This is a genomic window from Dactylosporangium sp. NPDC051087, assembly GCF_055586325.1.
This window is the reverse complement of sequence record NZ_JBVJIJ010000003.1, coordinates 328,786-345,120: the sequence shown is the minus strand read 5'-3', so window position 1 is coordinate 345,120 and position 16,335 is coordinate 328,786. Positions and strand designations below refer to the sequence as shown.

At 70.7% G+C, this 16,335-nt stretch carries 15 protein-coding genes; 7 read left to right on the top strand and 8 right to left on the bottom strand.

Annotated elements, in window-relative coordinates; translation table 11 throughout:
* Nucleotides 1–175: 175 nt before the first annotated feature.
* The gene (locus tag ACZ6TV_RS08160) at nt 176–1,693 is read left to right on the top strand and encodes a cell wall-binding repeat-containing protein (RefSeq protein WP_465296458.1); all 1,518 of its coding nucleotides are present in this window, start codon (nt 176–178) and stop codon (nt 1,691–1,693) included.
* A 128-nt stretch (nt 1,694–1,821) separates the two neighbouring features.
* On the opposite strand, the gene ACZ6TV_RS08155 is transcribed toward ACZ6TV_RS08160, so the two are convergent.
* Nucleotides 1,822–4,128: a cellulose binding domain-containing protein gene (locus tag ACZ6TV_RS08155; RefSeq protein WP_465296457.1), complete on the bottom strand. Its 2,307-nt coding sequence runs from the start codon at nt 4,126–4,128 to the stop codon at nt 1,822–1,824.
* A 198-nt stretch (nt 4,129–4,326) separates the two neighbouring features.
* Between ACZ6TV_RS08155 and ACZ6TV_RS08150 the strand changes: the two genes are divergently transcribed.
* From ACZ6TV_RS08150 to katG, 4 genes are all read left to right on the top strand, one after another.
* Nucleotides 4,327–5,676 carry a condensation domain-containing protein gene (locus tag ACZ6TV_RS08150; protein ID WP_465296456.1) on the top strand — a complete coding sequence of 450 codons (1,350 nt, stop codon included), beginning with the start codon at nt 4,327–4,329 and terminating at the stop codon, nt 5,674–5,676.
* A 57-nt stretch (nt 5,677–5,733) separates the two neighbouring features.
* Nucleotides 5,734–6,768 carry a zinc-binding dehydrogenase gene (locus ACZ6TV_RS08145; protein ID WP_465296455.1) on the top strand — a complete coding sequence of 345 codons (1,035 nt, stop codon included), beginning with the start codon at nt 5,734–5,736 and terminating at the stop codon, nt 6,766–6,768.
* Nucleotides 6,769–6,843: 75 nt separating this feature from the next.
* Nucleotides 6,844–7,281 carry a Fur family transcriptional regulator gene (locus tag ACZ6TV_RS08140; RefSeq protein WP_465296454.1) on the top strand — a complete coding sequence of 146 codons (438 nt, stop codon included), beginning with the start codon at nt 6,844–6,846 and terminating at the stop codon, nt 7,279–7,281.
* Nucleotides 7,282–7,298: 17 nt separating this feature from the next.
* Complete coding sequence (gene katG / locus ACZ6TV_RS08135; protein WP_465296453.1) at nt 7,299–9,518, top strand: catalase/peroxidase HPI; 2,220 nt, start codon at nt 7,299–7,301, stop codon at nt 9,516–9,518.
* Between the two features lie 43 nt (nt 9,519–9,561).
* Here katG and mltG read toward each other — a convergent pair whose 3' ends face one another.
* A complete protein-coding gene (gene mltG, locus ACZ6TV_RS08130) occupies nt 9,562–10,734 on the bottom strand; it encodes an endolytic transglycosylase MltG (RefSeq protein WP_465296452.1) in 1,173 nt (390 codons plus the stop codon).
* A gap of 82 nt (nt 10,735–10,816) precedes the next feature.
* Nucleotides 10,817–11,599 carry a GNAT family N-acetyltransferase gene (locus ACZ6TV_RS08125; RefSeq protein WP_465296592.1) on the bottom strand — a complete coding sequence of 261 codons (783 nt, stop codon included), beginning with the start codon at nt 11,597–11,599 and terminating at the stop codon, nt 10,817–10,819.
* A gap of 363 nt (nt 11,600–11,962) precedes the next feature.
* Here ACZ6TV_RS08125 and ACZ6TV_RS08120 point away from each other — a divergent pair, with 363 nt between their 5' ends.
* Nucleotides 11,963–12,463 (top strand): hypothetical protein, encoded by a 501-nt coding sequence (locus ACZ6TV_RS08120; RefSeq protein WP_465296451.1) that lies wholly within the window; start codon nt 11,963–11,965, stop codon nt 12,461–12,463.
* A gap of 76 nt (nt 12,464–12,539) precedes the next feature.
* Here ACZ6TV_RS08120 and ACZ6TV_RS08115 read toward each other — a convergent pair whose 3' ends face one another.
* From ACZ6TV_RS08115 to ACZ6TV_RS08100, 4 genes are read right to left on the bottom strand one after another with little or no spacing between them, the layout of a single operon-like run.
* Complete coding sequence (locus ACZ6TV_RS08115; protein WP_465296450.1) at nt 12,540–12,737, bottom strand: hypothetical protein; 198 nt, start codon at nt 12,735–12,737, stop codon at nt 12,540–12,542.
* 28 nt (nt 12,738–12,765) lie between these two features.
* The gene (locus ACZ6TV_RS08110) at nt 12,766–12,978 is read right to left on the bottom strand and encodes a hypothetical protein (RefSeq protein WP_465296449.1); all 213 of its coding nucleotides are present in this window, start codon (nt 12,976–12,978) and stop codon (nt 12,766–12,768) included.
* The gene (locus ACZ6TV_RS08105; RefSeq protein ID WP_465296448.1) at nt 12,975–13,814 is read right to left on the bottom strand and encodes a GTPase family protein; all 840 of its coding nucleotides are present in this window, start codon (nt 13,812–13,814) and stop codon (nt 12,975–12,977) included. The genes ACZ6TV_RS08110 and ACZ6TV_RS08105 overlap by 4 nt, the downstream gene beginning before the upstream one ends.
* A gap of 2 nt (nt 13,815–13,816) precedes the next feature.
* Nucleotides 13,817–14,404 (bottom strand): GTPase, encoded by a 588-nt coding sequence (locus tag ACZ6TV_RS08100; protein WP_465296447.1) that lies wholly within the window; start codon nt 14,402–14,404, stop codon nt 13,817–13,819.
* A gap of 273 nt (nt 14,405–14,677) precedes the next feature.
* Here ACZ6TV_RS08100 and ACZ6TV_RS08095 point away from each other — a divergent pair, with 273 nt between their 5' ends.
* Entirely contained in the window at nt 14,678–15,232 is a 555-nt protein-coding gene (locus ACZ6TV_RS08095; protein WP_465296446.1) for a hypothetical protein, read from the top strand.
* A gap of 29 nt (nt 15,233–15,261) precedes the next feature.
* Here ACZ6TV_RS08095 and ACZ6TV_RS08090 read toward each other — a convergent pair whose 3' ends face one another.
* Entirely contained in the window at nt 15,262–16,188 is a 927-nt protein-coding gene (locus tag ACZ6TV_RS08090; protein WP_465296445.1) for a GIY-YIG nuclease family protein, read from the bottom strand.
* Nucleotides 16,189–16,335: the final 147 nt, after the last annotated feature.

The following is a 16,335-nucleotide window of genomic DNA, read 5'->3' as shown; positions in this document are numbered from 1 at the left end:
CATCCCCACCGTGTCCCCCACCCACCCCCCCCCCCCCCCCCCCCCCCCCCCCCCCCCCCCCCCCCCCCCCCCCCCCCCCCCCCCCCCCGGAACCGTCCGGCCCATAGCGGGACCAGCGCCCCGCCCCTAAGCTCCATTCGGCCTGCGCCGAGGTCAGGGGAGGGACGACCGGTCGATGGACGGCCCGATCGACCGGACCCCGGCAGTGTCGGTGGACGACGTGATCGTCTTCGCCAGCGGGGTCAACGAATGGCTGTCCGACATCTACCGGGTCGACGGCCAGAGCTCCGTCACGAAGATCGTCACCGGTGGTTTCGAGCCGGACTTCTCACCCGACTCGACGAAGCTCGTCTTCACCCGGTACGACGCCGACAAGAACTCCTGGCACATCTGGCTGGCCTCCGCCGACGGCACGAACCAGCGGCAGCTCACCACCACCGGCACCGGCAACCGCGCACCGGTGTTCTCGCCCCGCGGGGACCTCGTGCTGTTCAGCTCCACGACCGGGATCAAGCGCATCGACACCGCCACCGGGCAGATCACGGACGTCCCCGGCACCCAGAACGCGAGCATGCCCACGTGGCAGCCGGTCCTCACCAACTACGTGACCCGCGTCTGGGGTGCGACCGCGCTCGGCACCGCCGTGGCGACGTCCAGGTACACCTACGCGACCCGCAGCGCCGGCCCGATCGACCCCCGCTGGACCGCGAAGGCCGTCGTCCTGTCCCGCGACGACACCTACCTCGACGCGCTCGGCGGGTCGGCCCTCGCCGTACAGAAGGAAGGGCCGCTGCTCATCACGCCCACGAAGTCCCTCGACCCGCAGGCGAAGGCGGAGATCGACCGCGTCCTCGGCGGATCGGGCACCGTCTACCTGCTCGGCGGCCCGGTCGCGCTGTCGGCGAAGGTCGAGCAGCAGCTGACGTCCGCCGGTTATGCCACGGTACGGCTCGCGGGGCGCGACGAGTACGAGACGGCCATCGCGATCGCCCGCGAGATGACCCCGAACCCGGACACCGTCATCGTCACCACCGCCCTGAAGTACTACGACGCGCTCGCCGCGGGTGCGGCCGCCGGGGCGAGCCGGGACACCGTCATCGTGCTCAGCGCCGGCGACACCATGCCCGCGTCGACCGCCGCCTACCTCAACGGGATCGACCCCACCCGGCAGGCGGTCGTCGGCGTGGGCGGGCCAGGCTGCCGCGCCATCGAGAACGCCTACGCCCGCGGACAGCTGCCGTCGTGGCGGTCGCGGCCGTATTCGGCCGTCTCGGGCGCGACCGAGTTCGAGACCGCGGTCGCGGTGGCCGAGTTCTTCTTCACCAGCCCGCACGTCGCGGCCGTCGCCACCGCCACCACCTGGTACGACGCGCTGACCGGCGGGGCGATGGCAGGCTCGTTCGGCGGGCCGCTCCTGTTGAGCACACCCACCGCCCTCAGCCCGCAGACCGAGGCGTACCTGAACCGGTGCGCCGCGTCGATGCGATGGCCGACACTGCTCGGCGGCCCGCTGGCGCTGAAGCAGAGCCTGGTCGAGCCACTCGGCAACGCGGTCTCGGCACCGGGCCGGTCGGTCTACCTCGAGTCGACGGAGACCTGGGAGCTGTTCCAGGCCGCCAGGTCGTCAGTGCGCAGCGCCGGCCCACCACCACGGCTCGACACCCAGGCCGAGCCGCCGGTCGCGAAGCCGTAGGCCTGCCGCCCCGCGTGCGGGCTTGCCAGCGCGTCCCAGGCCTACGTCGGCGGGTGTCGCGCCGAGGTCCATGCCGGCAATGCCATGGCGGAGCCGGTGCTCGGGGGCACCGGCTCCGCGCGGGAGGGTTACGGGCCGGTGCAGAATCCGACGTCGCTGGTCGTCTGGCCGGGTTGGAGGATCTTGTTCCAGGGGTTGGCCGGGTCGGCGTGGACGTTGGAGGCGGTCGCCCCCTGCTGGGTCAGGACCATGTTCCAGGTCTGGCTGATGTGCTGGCCGGCCGGGATCGCGAAGCTGGTGTTCCACTCCTTCGCGGTCGCGGTGTTGTTGGTGACGTACACGTCGGCGCAGTAGCCGCCCTGGCTGATCGGGCGTACGCCGGGGGCGCGGACGACGACGGTGGTCGGCAGGGTGGACTGCTCACCGCAGAACATCGTCAGGTCCAGGTTCGTCACCGGTGGCAGGTTCGCCGAGACCTCCTTGACGGCCGACTCGACGAACGTCTGCGAGCTGCCCGGCAGTGTGCAGCCGGCCTTCGTCACCCGCACCTTGTACCAGCCGGGCGACACGTCCCACCGGTAGAAGCCGTAGGCGTTGGTCAGCGACGGGTTCGCCCGGTTGCGCGGTGACATGATCGTCGTGCTGCCGTTGGGGACCGCGGTGTAGGTGCCGGTCTGTGTCGCCGAGCGGTACAGCGTCACCGTGGCCCCGCTGACGGGTGCTCCGGCCGTGTTGAACACGCGGCCGCTCGGGTCGATGAAGAGGTTGCCGGTGCTGGTGAACGTGACGCCGTTGCACACGATCGTGATGATGACCTGGGCCTCGTCGTGCAGCACGTACCCGGCGGCCGGGTTGCGCAGCGGGCCGACGCCGGTCGCCTGGTAGTTGCCGGAGCCGGCGGGGGTCAGGTTGCCCATGAGCCGGTAGCCCTCGGTGGGTGGCGTCGTGTTGTAGTTGCGCCCGACGATCGTCCAGGTCGCGCTGGACGCGGGCGTGCAGCCGGTCGCGTTGATGGTGAACGTGTCGTCCCAGTGCACGAGCGGCGTGCCGTCCGGCAGGGCCCGCCCGCCGGTGTTGATGCCGCCGCTGACCGCGACCGGGTTGACGCTGAACTTGTTCGTGGCGATCGTCGACGCCGCCGGCAGGTTCCAGATCTCGAAGCCCGCCTGCACCGACGTCACCCACCACTTGGTCTCCAGGCAGATGGTCGACTCGGGGGTGATCGGCGAGCCGGGGTCGGTGGCGCAGTAGATGCCCATGTCGTCGAGGCCGGCGGCGTATTTGGTGAAGATGTGGCTGTCGAAGCCGCCGTTGGCCGGCACGGTGCCGGGGACCGCCGGGTCGCCGACGAGGCCGGTGCCTTTCGTGCGGGCGACGAACGAGATGACGTTCCACCGCACGCCGTTGTCGAAGCTGCGGACCCGGCCGCCCCACACGTCGAAGGTGGTGTCGGCCGCGGCGCCGTTCACGGTCGTACGGATGCCGGGGATCTTCACGTTGACCAGCAGCGGGATCCCGGCCGGCTGGATCTTCCCGGCGTGGGCCGCGTAGGCCGCCGGGTTCTGCGCGTCGCCGGGCAGCGCGTTGACGTAGCCCTGGTTGTTCACCCAGATCATGATCTCGGCGCCGTCGTTCTGGCCGGGGTTGTTGAGCAGGGCCGGGTTCGTCGGCAGGGTGCTGCCCTGGGTCGCGCAGGTGCTCGGCTGCGGCCGGCAGTTGGAGTCGAACCAGATGTCGTAGGACGCGTCCCACGCCTCGTTCGCGCCGGTCGTCTGCGGGACCGTGATGTTCCAGACCGAGTCGAGCCGGGCGACGCCCGCGGTCTGCTTCGGGAACGGTGCCCCGGCCGGGGTCGTGCCGGCCGGCGAGCACGCGCCCCAGTGGCAGCCGGCGATGATGCTCGGATACGCGGCCGGCGCGTGGATCTGGTGGCTGAACTCGTTGGCGGTGCCGGTCGTGTGGTTGACCCCGTCCGCCGGCGGCTGCTGCGCCACGAACGCCGCGGTCCCGCCGGTCGTCGCGTACTGGTCGCGCTGGCCCGAGTTCGGGTTGACCCACGGGTCGCCGGTCCCGGCCCAGTCACAGTTCGGGTCGAGCGGGTCGGTGCCGTTGGTGCACGCCGGTCCCGTGTTCGGTTCGGTGCCGAAATACGAGTTGGCGGTGTAGTTGGTGACGGAGAACCCCGACGTCGCCGTGTCGTAGTTCATCGTGAACCCGCCGCTGACCGCCGGGTTCCACAGGTTCGTCGCCACCCGGTAGGCGCCCTCGGGCGAGGTGACCTCGGTGCCCTGATAGCGGGTGCCGCCGCCGTTGTACGTCGCGGCGGGGGCGAAGCTGCCGGGTGCCGCCTGCGCGACCTCGGCGGGCAGCACTCCCAGCGCGGCGACCAGCAGGCCGCCCACCGCGACGAGCGCTCGCCGTCTTCCGGTTCCCACGTGCATACGATGCCTCCAGGATGTGGATGTGCATCGATTAGTTCAGCGGCGCCGCTCGTACCGCGAGGTGAACCGTCGATACGGGCGCCGCCACACGGCCCTCCCGTCGCGGATGTATCGGTATTTGTATCGGTCACATCGACGGCGAACGGTGCTAGCGTCGGACGTCAATGTTTCTCGTGAAGGGTCAGGCCGGTCATGCCGAGTCGTGAACCGACATTTTCCGTCTCGGACCTGGTCACCTTCGAGTTCTCCGGCGAGGGCTCCGGCGTCGACGACCTCGCGTGGGGACAGCAGGAGATCTGGCTCGCGATGCTCCGCCAGCGCAGCTGGATCCCGATCGGCGGGCCGAGCACCCTCAAGCCCGGCACCACCGTCGCCGACGTCGTGGACGACCTGCGGTACACGATCGGCCGGTACCAGACGATGCGCACCAAACTGCTGCTCGGTCCCGGCGACCGGGTGCGGCAGGAGGTGTCGGCGTCCGGCACGTTCACCCTCGAGGTCCTCGACGCGCCCGCCGGCGCCGACCCGGCCGCGTTCGCCGGCGCCGTCTACGACTGGTTCCGCACCTGGGACTACGACTACGAGAAGGACTGGCCGCTGCGCGTCGGCGTCGTCCGGCACCGCGGCGCGCTCACCCACCAGGTCTCCGTCGTCACGCACCTGGTCACCGACGCGCTCGGCGGCGCCATCATGATGGACGAGGTGACCCGGCGGGAGCCGGCACCCGTGGCCGGCCTGCAGCCCCTCGACCAGGTCCGCCGGCAGCGCTCCCCCGCGGGCCGCCGGCAGAACGAGGCCGCCCTGCGCTTCTGGCGGCGCACGCTGCGCACCGTCCCCGCCCGTACCGTGCCGGAATCCGCCGACAGGTGCTCGCCGCGCTACCGCGAAGGCCTGCTGCACTCACCCGCCATGCACCTCGCGCTGCGCGCCCTCATGGCCCGCCACGAGGTCGACTCGGCGACCGCGCTGCTGACCGTGTTCGCCGCCGCGACCGCCCGCGTCACCGGCGTCGACCCCGTCGTCATCCGCCCGATCGTCGGCAACCGCTTCTGGCCCGGCCTCGCCGACGTGGTCTGCCCCGTCAACCAGGCCGGCCTCCTCGTCGTCCCCGACGCGCCGTTCCCGGCGCTGCTCGACCAGGTCCGCCGGGCGGTCCTGTCGACGTACAAGTACGCCAGCTTCGACCCGCTGCAGCTCGCCGCCACCGTCGCCGACGTCGAGCACGAACGCGGCACCACCATCGACCTGTCGGTCCTCTTCAACGACCGGCGCACCACCGACCGCGCCGACCCCGGCACCCCGGCGGACCTGGACTCCATGCCGGCCGCGCTGGCCGCCACCCGCCTCGAATGGCCGGTGGCCCGCGACGACCCGCACGAGCCGCTGATGGTCAACGTCGAGGACGCCCCGGACGCGATCGTCGTCCGCATCGTCTTCGACACCCACCACCTGGACCCCGCCACCGCCGAGTCCTGGGTCCGCGCCATGCAGGCCACCGCCGTGGCCGCCGCGCTCGACCCCGTCGGGGCGCCCGCGGTGTAGTCCTCGGAATCGCCCGCCGGGAGGTGACCGGGGCCGGTCGCGGGGCAGGGGTGGGCCATGCGTGCGACGCTGATCTACGGGGCCGGGGACGTCAGGGTGGAGCAGGTGCCGGACCCGGTCCTGCGGGAGCCGACCGACGCGCTGGTCCGGGTGGTGCGTTCGTGCATCTGCGGCAGTGACCTCTGGCCGTACGGGTCCCGCCCGGCGACCGGGCACGGCGACCGGATCGGCCACGAGTTCCTCGGCGTCGTGGAGGACCTCGGCGGCGAGGTGGGCGGGCTGCGGCGCGGGGACCTGGTCGTGGCGCCGTTCGTGTGGGCGGACAACACCTGTGACTTCTGCCGCGAGGGGCTGCAGACGTCGTGCCGGCACGGCGGGATGTGGGCGCAGGACGGCGTCGACGGCGGGCAGGGTGAGGCGGTGCGGGTACCGCAGGCGCAGGGCACCCTGGTCAAGCTGCCGGTCGCCGAGGATTCGGCGCTGCTGCCGTCGCTGCTGGCCCTGTCCGACGTGTTCCCCACCGGGCACCACAGCGCCGTCACGGCCGGGGTCGGGCCGCGCACCACGGTCACCGTCATCGGCGACGGTGCGGTCGGGTTGTCGGCGGTACTGGCCGCGAAACGCCTCGGCGCGCCACGCATCATCCTCATGGGCCGGCACAAGGACCGCACCGACCTCGGCCGGGAGTTCGGCGCCACCGACGTGGTCGCGGAGCGCGGCGAGGCGGCCGCCGCGCGGGTGCGGGAGCTGACCGGCGGCGACGGCACCCACACCGTGCTGGAGTGCGTGGGGCTGCGGCCGGCCATCGAGACCGCGTACGCCGTGGTCCGTGACGGCGGGACGATCAGCCGGGTCGGCGTCCCGCAGTACCCGGAGGTGCCGGCCGACTTCGGGGTGTTCTTCCGAAACATCGCCCTCACCGGCGGGGTCGCGCCGGCCCGCGCGTACATCGAGGAGCTCCTGCCGGACGTGCTCGAGGGCCGGGTGGAGCCCGGCAAGGTCTTCGACCGCACCGTCGCGCTCGACGAGGTCCCCGACGGCTACCGGGCCATGGCCGACCGGGCCGCGCTGAAGGTCCTCATCCGGTTCTGAACGGATTGCGGCGGAACGAAGAACACGCCGCGTGAAAACTTGAACTGTTCCAGACTGGTGCTATACGTTGATCGTGTGACGTTCGACTTCGAGGCGCAGTTGCGGGCGGCCTCGTTGCGGGTGACCCGGCCGCGGCTGGCCGTGCTCGGCGTGCTGCGCGAGCACCGGCACGTCGACACGGACACGGTCATCTCACTGGTGCGCGCAGTTCATCCCATGGTCTCCCACCAGGCGGTCTACGATGTTCTGCGAGTGCTCACCGACGCCGGTCTGGTGCGCCGCATCCAGCCGGCGGGCACCACCGCCCGCTACGAGTCACGGGTCGCGGACAACCACCATCACGTCGTGTGCCGTTCCTGCGGCGCGATCGCCGACGTCGACTGCGCCGTCGGCCATGCTCCCTGCCTTGCCGCCTCGGACGACCACGACTACGTGGTCGACGAGGCGGAAGTCGTGTATTGGGGCACCTGCCCCGACTGCGTAACTCCAAGCACACCCGGTCCGTTCGGATGAAAGTCGGAAGGAAGTAGATGAGCGACACCCAGGACACGACGGGCGGCTGCCCGGTCGCGCACGGCAGCGAGAGCGAGAACCCGGCGATCGACTCGCCGACCCCGAAGACCGGCGGCCGGCCGCGCACCAACCGCGACTGGTGGCCCAACCAGCTCGATCTGTCGGTGCTGCACGCCCACTCGTCCAAGGGCAACCCGCTGGGCGCGGACTTCAGCTACGCCCAGGAGTTCGCCAAGCTCGACGTCGAGGCCCTCAAGCGGGACATCACCGCGGTCCTCACCACGTCGCAGGACTGGTGGCCGGCCGACTTCGGGCACTACGGCGGTCTGATGATCCGGATGAGCTGGCACGCCGCCGGCACATACCGCATCCACGACGGCCGCGGCGGCGCCGGCGACGGCGGGCAGCGGTTCGCCCCGCTCAACAGCTGGCCCGACAACGCCAACCTCGACAAGGCCCGCCGGCTGCTGTGGCCGGTGAAGGCCAAGTACGGCCAGAAGATCTCGTGGGCCGACCTGCTCGTCCTGGCCGGCAACGTGGCACTGGAGTCGATGGGCTTCAAGACCTTCGGCTTCGGCTTCGGCCGCGCGGACGTCTGGGAGCCCGAGGAGATCTTCTGGGGCCCGGAGGACACCTGGCTCGGCGACGAGCGCTACACCGGCGAGGCCGAGATGGCGTCCGACGTCGGCGCGGCCGAGATGGGCCTCATCTACGTCAACCCGCAGGGTCCCCGCGGCAACGCCGACCCGCTGAGCGCGGCGTACTTCATCCGCGAGACGTTCGCCCGCATGGCGATGAACGACGAGGAGACCGTCGCCCTCATCGCCGGCGGCCACACCTTCGGCAAGGCGCACGGCGCCGGCAACGCCGACGACAACGTGGGCCCGGAGCCCGAGGGCGCGCCGCTGGAGTCGCAGGGCTTCGGCTGGCTCAGCACCCATGGCAGCGGCAAGGCCGGCGACACGATCACCAGCGGTCTCGAGGTGACCTGGACCGACAAGCCGACCGAGTGGAGCAACCGTTTCTTCGAGATCCTGTTCGGCTACGAGTGGGAGCTCACCACGAGCCCCGCCGGCGCCAAGCAGTGGGTCGCCAAGGACGCCGAGGCGATCATCCCCGACGCGCACGACCCGGCGAAGAAGCACAAGCCGACGATGCTCACCACCGACCTCTCGCTGCGGGTGGACCCGGCGTACGAGAAGATCTCCCGCCGCTTCCTGGAGAACCCCGACGAGTTCGCGCTCGCGTTCGCCAAGGCGTGGTACAAGCTGCTGCACCGCGACATGGGTCCGGTCTCCCGCTTCCTGGGCCCCTGGGTCGCCGAGCCGCAGCTGTGGCAGGACCCGGTGCCGGCCGCCGAGGGCGCCCTCGTGGGCGACGCCGACGTCGCCGCGCTCAAGGCGAAGGTGCTGGAGTCCGGGCTGAGCGTCGCCCAGCTGGTCTCGACCGCGTGGGCGTCGGCCGCGAGCTTCCGCTCCACCGACAAGCGCGGCGGCGCCAACGGCGCCCGCATCCGCCTCGAGCCGCAGCGCAGCTGGGAGGTCAACCAGCCGGAGCAGCTCGCGACGGTCCTGACCGCGCTGGAGAGCATCCAGCGGGAGTTCAACGCCGCCGGTGGCGCGCAGATCTCCCTCGCCGACCTCATCGTGCTCGCCGGCTCGGCGGCCGTGGAGAAGGCGGCCCGTGACGCGGGCGTCGAGGTGACCGTGCCGTTCCACGCGGGCCGCACCGACGCCTCGCAGGAGGACACGGACATCGAGTCGTTCCGGGTCCTGGAGCCGCGCGCCGACGGGTTCCGCAACTACCTGCGCGCGGGCGAGAAGACCCAGCCGGAGATCCTGCTCATCGACCGCGCGTACATGCTGAACCTGACCGCGCCCGAGATGACCGTCCTCGTCGGTGGTCTGCGGGCCCTCGGCAACAACGTCGGCGGCGGCTCGCACGGCGTGCTGACCGACCGGCCCGGCGTGCTCACCAACGACTTCTTCGCCAACCTGCTGTCCCCCGGGACGCAGTGGAAGGCGTCGTCGTCCGAGCACCTGTACGAGATCCGCGACCTCGCCTCCGGCGACGTGAAGTGGACCGCGACCGCGGCCGACCTCATCTTCGGCTCGAACTCGCAGTTGCGGGCCCTGGCCGAGGTGTACGCCAGCGAGGACGCCCGCGACAAGTTCGTGGCCGACTTCGTCGCGGCGTGGACGAAGGTCATGGATCTGGACCGCTTCGACCTCGTCTGAGCGACTGACTGAAGGCCCGGCCGCCTCGGCCGGGCCTTCAGCGTCAGCAGAGCGGGACGCCGTTGCGGCAGGCCTGCGCGATGTTCCTGTCGTGCTCGGCGACGGTGTCGGCGAACGCGGACCGGCCCGACGCGTCGATCGCCACGAAGAACAGCCAGTCCTCGCCCGGCGTCGGGTTCATCGCCCCGCGCAGCGCGTGCTCACCCGGGCTGTTGATCGGCCCGAGCGGCAGACCGACCTTGCTCACCGTGTTGTACGGGTTCTTCGGGTCGTCGAGCTCCGCGTCCGACAGCTGGCCGGAGTGCTTCGGCTCCTTGCCGTTGATCTCCAGCCAGTAGTTGGCGGTGACGTCGAACTGCAGCGGCATCTTCGCCTTGTACGCACGGTTGTACGCGACCCGGGCGATCTTCGGCAGGTCCTCCTCGATGCCCGCCTCCGCCTGCGCCAGTGAGGCGACGATCAGCGCCTCGTACGGGCTGACCGACAACGCCGACCGGACATGGTCGACGAAACCGAGCTCGCCGGCGGCGCGGAGGAACTGCCCGATCATCTCCTTGAGGATCGCCTCTGCGGTCGCGCCGGGCGGGAACTCGTAGCTCAGCGGGAACAGGAACCCCTCGACCGACCGTTTCGAGGGCTTGCCGTCACGGCGGTCGAACCAGAGCTCGGGGACGCCGAGCGCCACGGGATCCTTCGCCGCCGCCTCGAAGTCCGCCAACGGGATGCCCGTCTGCTTCGCCAGCTCCCTGAACGTCGCCAGGTAGGACAGCCCCTCGCGCAGCGTGGTGCGGCTGACGACCTTGTTGCCCAGATCGAGCAGCATCGCGAGGGCGTCCTTCGCACGCATCTGGTGGCGCAGCCGATACGTGCCGGGCTGGATCTTCGCGCTGCGCGGGTCGGCGGCGGCGGCCTCGACGAACGCCTCGGCGCTCTTCACCACGCCCTTCGCGAGCAGGGTCCGCGCGATGGCGCCCGCCGTGTCGCCGTCCTTGACCTCGACGATGACCTCGCCGGTGCCCGCGGACCCGTAGTCGGCCGGCGGGACGAGCCCGCGGATCCTGTCGGCGCCGAGATACGCCCCGGCGCCCAGCACCACGAGCACGAGCAGCACCACCCACAGCGCCCTGCCGCGGCGGGCCGGCGCGGCTGCGGCCCGGTGGCGCCGGCGGTGGTGGCCGTCGTCCGGCCACGTGAGCTCGAACTCGTCGGTCCGCACGGACGCCAGCTTATGTGCGCGGCGCGGCGGTGACGATCCACCGGCCGGGTCACACTTCACCCGGCCGGTGGATCCTCTTGTCTCAGCGTGTCTTTCCGCCCATCGACATGTACAGCCGCTGGCCGGCGGGCCGGTAGCCGACGCGCGTGTAGACCCGCCAGGAGTCCTCACCGGACGCCTCGAGCCAGGCGACCTCCGCCCCGGCGGCGAACAACCGCCGGGTCAGGTCGGCGGTGATGGCGCCCGCGAGGCCGATGCGGCGGTGCGGGGCGCGCACGGCGATCCCGGCGACCTCGCTCACCGCGTCGGCCGGTGGGACGGCCCCGCCGCCGCCGACGCACGTGTCACCACCGGCGCCCACGGACGTCTCGGCTATTGCCATGACGGCGAACCCGCCGGCTTCTTGCGACCGGCGCATGCGTGCCACGTCGGCCGGGGCGGCGACCGGCTCCCCGCCGAACGCGTCGTTCTGCGCGCTGATCAGCGCCGCCCGCAGCTCGTCGTCGTCCGGTGTCCGCAGGGTGTACCGGTCGGGAGTCGCCGGGATCTCCAGCGTCTCGGGTCCGCAGCACAGATAGGTGTGCCGGGCCTCCACCGTGAACCCGGCGGCGCTCAGCAGCGACTCGAGCTGCGGGGCGCAGCCGGCGACGTATTCCAGGCGGGGCGTGCGGCCGGCGGCGCGGAACGCCCGCACCAGCTCGTCGACGTCGGCGGCGGTGATGGCCGCGCCGGGGCGCGGGGTGGCGTAGTTGATGTGGGGACTTTGCGTCGCCGGGTCGATGCCGATCACGAACGGGCCGGTGTGCACGGGTGCGGGCCGGTTGGACAGGTTGACGACGACGGACTGCTGGATGCGGGCATCCATGGTCACTGCGAATACCTCGAGACGTGGGAAGACCAACGATGGACGCTCATGGCCGCCCAACGGTGACGAGGTCAGCGCTTGGCGCTTGACCGTCGCTCAGGCGGCCGCTCGGCCAACCCGGATCACAGGCTTCATTCCCTCGGCGAACACGTCCACGCCGTGCGCGTGGGCTGGTGTCACGCTGCCGCACATCCCGTCCATTGTCAACTTCGCGCCGGGCTGATCACGGTTCGGCTTCGATCCCGCAACATGCACGTTCGACTGTGGACATATCGACCATTTTGCTTGGCGTGCGGCAGAAAAGTGTCGGGGGTCGTCTTTATGCTCGGCGGGCTTTGACGCATCAAACACGGGGAGCACGACATGCGTTTGCACCGAACCCTCCTGGCGCTTGCCCTCACCACCACGGTGGGGCTGGCCTCCGGCTGCGCCGAGGACAAGGACACCAGCACCGGCCAGGGCGCCACGGCCGCCGCCACCAGCGCGGCGGCGCCCAGCCCGACCGTCGACCTCAAGGCCAACACCGAGGCGGTCTGCAAGGGCCTCGTCGCGATCTACGAGGCCGAGAAGACGGAGATCATCACGGTCCTCAGCACCATGGTCTCGGCCGACCTCAAGGGCGACAAGGCCGCCAGCGCGGACGCCAAGGCGAAGGGCGAGGTGGTCCTCGCCCGCGTGAAGAAGGCCGCCGACGCCGAGCTCGCCAAGGCCGCGGACCCGGCCGCGAAGGCCGCCCTCGAGACCTATGTAACCACGTTCGCGAAGCAGTTCACCCCTGAGGCCCTCGACGACGCGGCCCTGGAGGCCGAGATGGACAAGGCCACCGCCGAGGCCGTCAAGTATTGCCCCGCCCTGGACCAGTAGCGGTGACACCCCGTCGGGCGATGCCCGACGGGGTGGTGCGGGCCTCCGGCGGGCAGCGTTCCGCCGGAGGCCCTGCTCAGGAGAAGAAGCCGACGATGGAGTCCCAGATCGAGCGGACCGTGTTGCGGATCGACGCCCACAGATATTGGGCGGCGCCCCGCAGCCACGACAGGAAGTTGTCGACGCTGGCGAGCACGGTCCGGCGCTGATTCGTCCCCATCGAGCGCAGCATCGCGATGATCTGCTGCTCCTCCGCGGCGGAAAGATTTGACATTGACGGATTTCCTTTCGGCCGTGGCGGTTCAGTAGAAAAGGCTGCGCAGCGCCTGCCAGAACTCGCCGGCCACGTTGCGGATCTTGCGATAGATGTCGGCCGCCAGACCGACCGCGTCGGCGAGCCAGCTCAGCAATGCGGACGCCGTCCGCAGAATGATCTCGATCCTGTCGCGGTCCTCCTTGCGGAGCATCTCGATGATCCGCTGTTCCTCCGCGCTGGTCAGCTGCACGGTGCTCACCCTCCCTGATTCTCGGCACGCCATTTGCGCACGAACTCCTGGACCTCGGGGGCCGCGAGCTCGAACGGGTCGGCGGTGTCCTTCGGCAGTTTCCATGCCGCTTTCCCGGCCGCGCCGATGAGCGTGATCATCAGGTCGTCGAGCCGGTAGCGCCGGTCGGCCGAGTAGAAGTTGATCGACTCCGCGGCGAGCCCCGGGACCTGACCGGCGAGGCGCTTGGTGATGTCCCGGCACCTGCGCGCGATGGTGTCGGCCATCTCCGGCTCGGGGTGGTTGAGTTTGGTGTTCCACTGCCGGGGCTCCATCAGGTCGACCTTGTTGAGACCGACCACGAGCTGCTTGACCTTGCCGGAGCCGTTGCCCTTCCGCATGGCCGGCAGGACCACGTCGGTGAAGATCCGCTGGTCCTCGCCGAGGAGCCGCTCGTCGGCCTGCATGACATACAGGACCACGTCGACCTTGGGCAGCTCCTCGCGGTAGATCTCCTCGAAGACCTTGTCCTCGGCGATGCCCTCGCCGAGGCCGGGCATGTCGATGACGTGCATGACGCCGCCGCCGCGCAGGCCGTACTCCTTGTGGTACGCCTCCGAGGTGCCGCGCAACGCGTGGCTGACCTTCAGGTCGGCGGAGAACAGGTTGTTGATCGTCGTGGTCTTGCCGACACCGGCCTTGCCGATGACCGCCACCTTCGGCGGGTTGGTCGCCCGCTCGTGCGAGACGAGCGTCTCCAGCTGCTGAGCCGTCTCGTTGCCGAGGATCTCCCGCAGGCCGTCGCTGGCCTTGCCGGACTGGGTGAGCTCGAAGATGCCTCGGAGGAAGGACGTGCGCTTGTCCATGATCAGCCCTTCGCCGGTGCCGCCGTCAGAGCGGCTCGGATGTGTTCGGTGATGACATCGAGGCCCCACCCGGTGGGGGTCGCGCACCAGACGATCGACTCGATGCTGAGCGCGGTGCTGTACGGTGCGAACTTCGCGAACACGTTGCCGGCCTGCTCCCGCAAGGACACGAGCTGGCCGGGCGAGGGCCGCGCGGCGGCCTCGTCCCAGTCGTTCGGCCCGATCGTGTCGGCCTTGGTGAGCACCACCGTCATGCCGGTCGCCCCGATCGCGCCGGCGAGAGCGACGAGCGCTTCCTGGTCGGGGCGGAACACCCGCGGGTGGCAGGACGTCACCCAGACGATGTGGTCCACGGTCGGCAGCAGGGACTGATACAGCTCCCGGTACTGCTGCTCGGTCTCGACGCTCTCGGCGAAACCGGGGGTGTCGACGACCTCCACCGGCTCCGGCATCCCCGGGATCCGCACGATCTCTCGCTGCAGGTCCAACGTCGTCGCCGCATATCCGCCGGTCTTGAAGTCGAGCCCGAACAATGCGTTGACCAGCGAAGTCTTACCCGACCCGCATTTGCCGAGGAACGTCACGCGCATCGCTGCCCTTTCTGATCGACCCGGCCGCGCACTGATGACCGCCGGCCCTCATTTCCTCGTCACTCAAAGGTCGCAACCTCTCTGCAGGACGCGCCATGCGGCGCACACTCTTCTTGACGGACAGCACCGCGGAAGAACAGGTGACGCCACACCAATCCGCAAATGAACGTCCGGCATTCTTCGGCAAGCGGGAAAAGGCCATTTCCGCAGCGGCGCACAGAACCACCCGAATCGCCCTGACAAGAACGCCGGAGCACGGATACCGTTCCGCCTGTGCCGGATGACGCCGAAAACCACGACCGCAGGCTCGCGCTGTTCCGGAGCCGTGTCGCCGGCTATACGGACGTGGCGGACGACTACCCGCAGCGCTGGAGCCGCTGGTGCCGGCTGCTCCTGGAGAGCGGCGGCGACCTGGTGGTCCCTCCCCTGCATCCGGAGCAGTACCTGGACGACCTGCTCGCCGACGCCGGACCGCACCCGACGGCGGGCCGGGTCGCGCTGGGCGACGACAACGCCTGCCACGCCAACGTGGCGATGCTGTGGACCGACGGGACGGTCGAGGCCATCGCCACCGGCTACGCGCTGTCGGACGACGGCTATTGGCGCCAGCACTCCTGGGGCGTCGACGCCGACGGCGGCACGGTGGAAACCACCCTCGAACGCACGATGTATGTCGGCGTCACGCTGACCGCGGTGCAGGCCATCATGTTCGCCGTCAGCGTCGCGCCCACCTACCTCAAGACCGCGATCAGAACACCGGGACCGCGCGCCCGGGAACTGACCGCCATCGTGGTCGAGGCACGGCACGCGCTACGAAATCCTTCGTAGAACCCTCGCGTGGGTGCCATCCCAGTGTTTCAGGTGGCGTGATGCGCGCTGAGCAGGCGGCTGGCGAGGGCTGCGCCGCGGGCCGCGAACGGGACCCAGGCGTCCGGGGTGCGGTCCAGGTACCGCTGCGCGTTGGCGTGCCGGCACGCCCGCTGCGTCCAGTACGCGAGGCGGCCGGCGCGGACCTCGAACCGGACGAGAAGGTCGTCGGCCCAGCCGTAGATCTCGCAGTCACCACCGGTCAGGGCGGTGACCTTCTGCTCCGCCACGAGCCAGTCGATCGCCTCGAGCTCCTCGTGTACCTTCGCCGCCAGCTCGAACGCGAGCCCGGCCGACGCCTTGTCCCGCTGCTGGATCAGCTGCTCCCGGACGGCGCCGATCGCGGCTGGCTCGCGGCGCAGCACGGCGACCGTCGTGGCGAGGAACGTGTCCCGCTGGGTCGCGTCGACGCCCCGGACCCGGGCCATGTCCCGCTCCGACCCGGTGAGCCTGGCGCCGGTGTAGCCGAGCGGGAGCACCCGGCCGAGCCCGGAGATCGCCAGCCGCGCCTGCGTGCCGCCGAGATACGGGCCGAACACCTCTGCCGCGTCGTCTGGACCGAACGGGCCGTAGTCGACGACGAGCCGGGGCCCCTTCGTGTCGATCCGCAGATAGATCGGCACCTCCAGGCCGCCGCGGATCCGGTTCCAGCGTGGCTTCGAGCGCTCCAGCAGGTTGCGCTCCAGCCACGCCGCCTCGTGTACCGAGTCGCACGCGACGGCCTCGACCTGCACGATCTGCGCGACCATCTTGGTCAGGTGCCGGCGGCCCTTGAGATTCGTCCAGTACGAGCCGACCCTGCTCCGCAGGTCCGTGGCACGCCCGATGTACAGCACCTTGCCGCGCTCGTCCCGGAACCGATACACCCCTGGCGTGCCCGGCAGTGCCGCCGCCGCCGTCCGAGCCGCCGTTTTCACGTCGCGGAAGCCTACCCGGCGCCCTCTGCCGGTGCAGGTTCATCGCGGCCACGCCGCTTCGGGTGGGAATCTGCTGCTGCCAGCTCATCGCGCCGGCACGCACTGCTGATGCCAGCTCACCGCGAGCGCGCCGCCTCGGATAGGAAG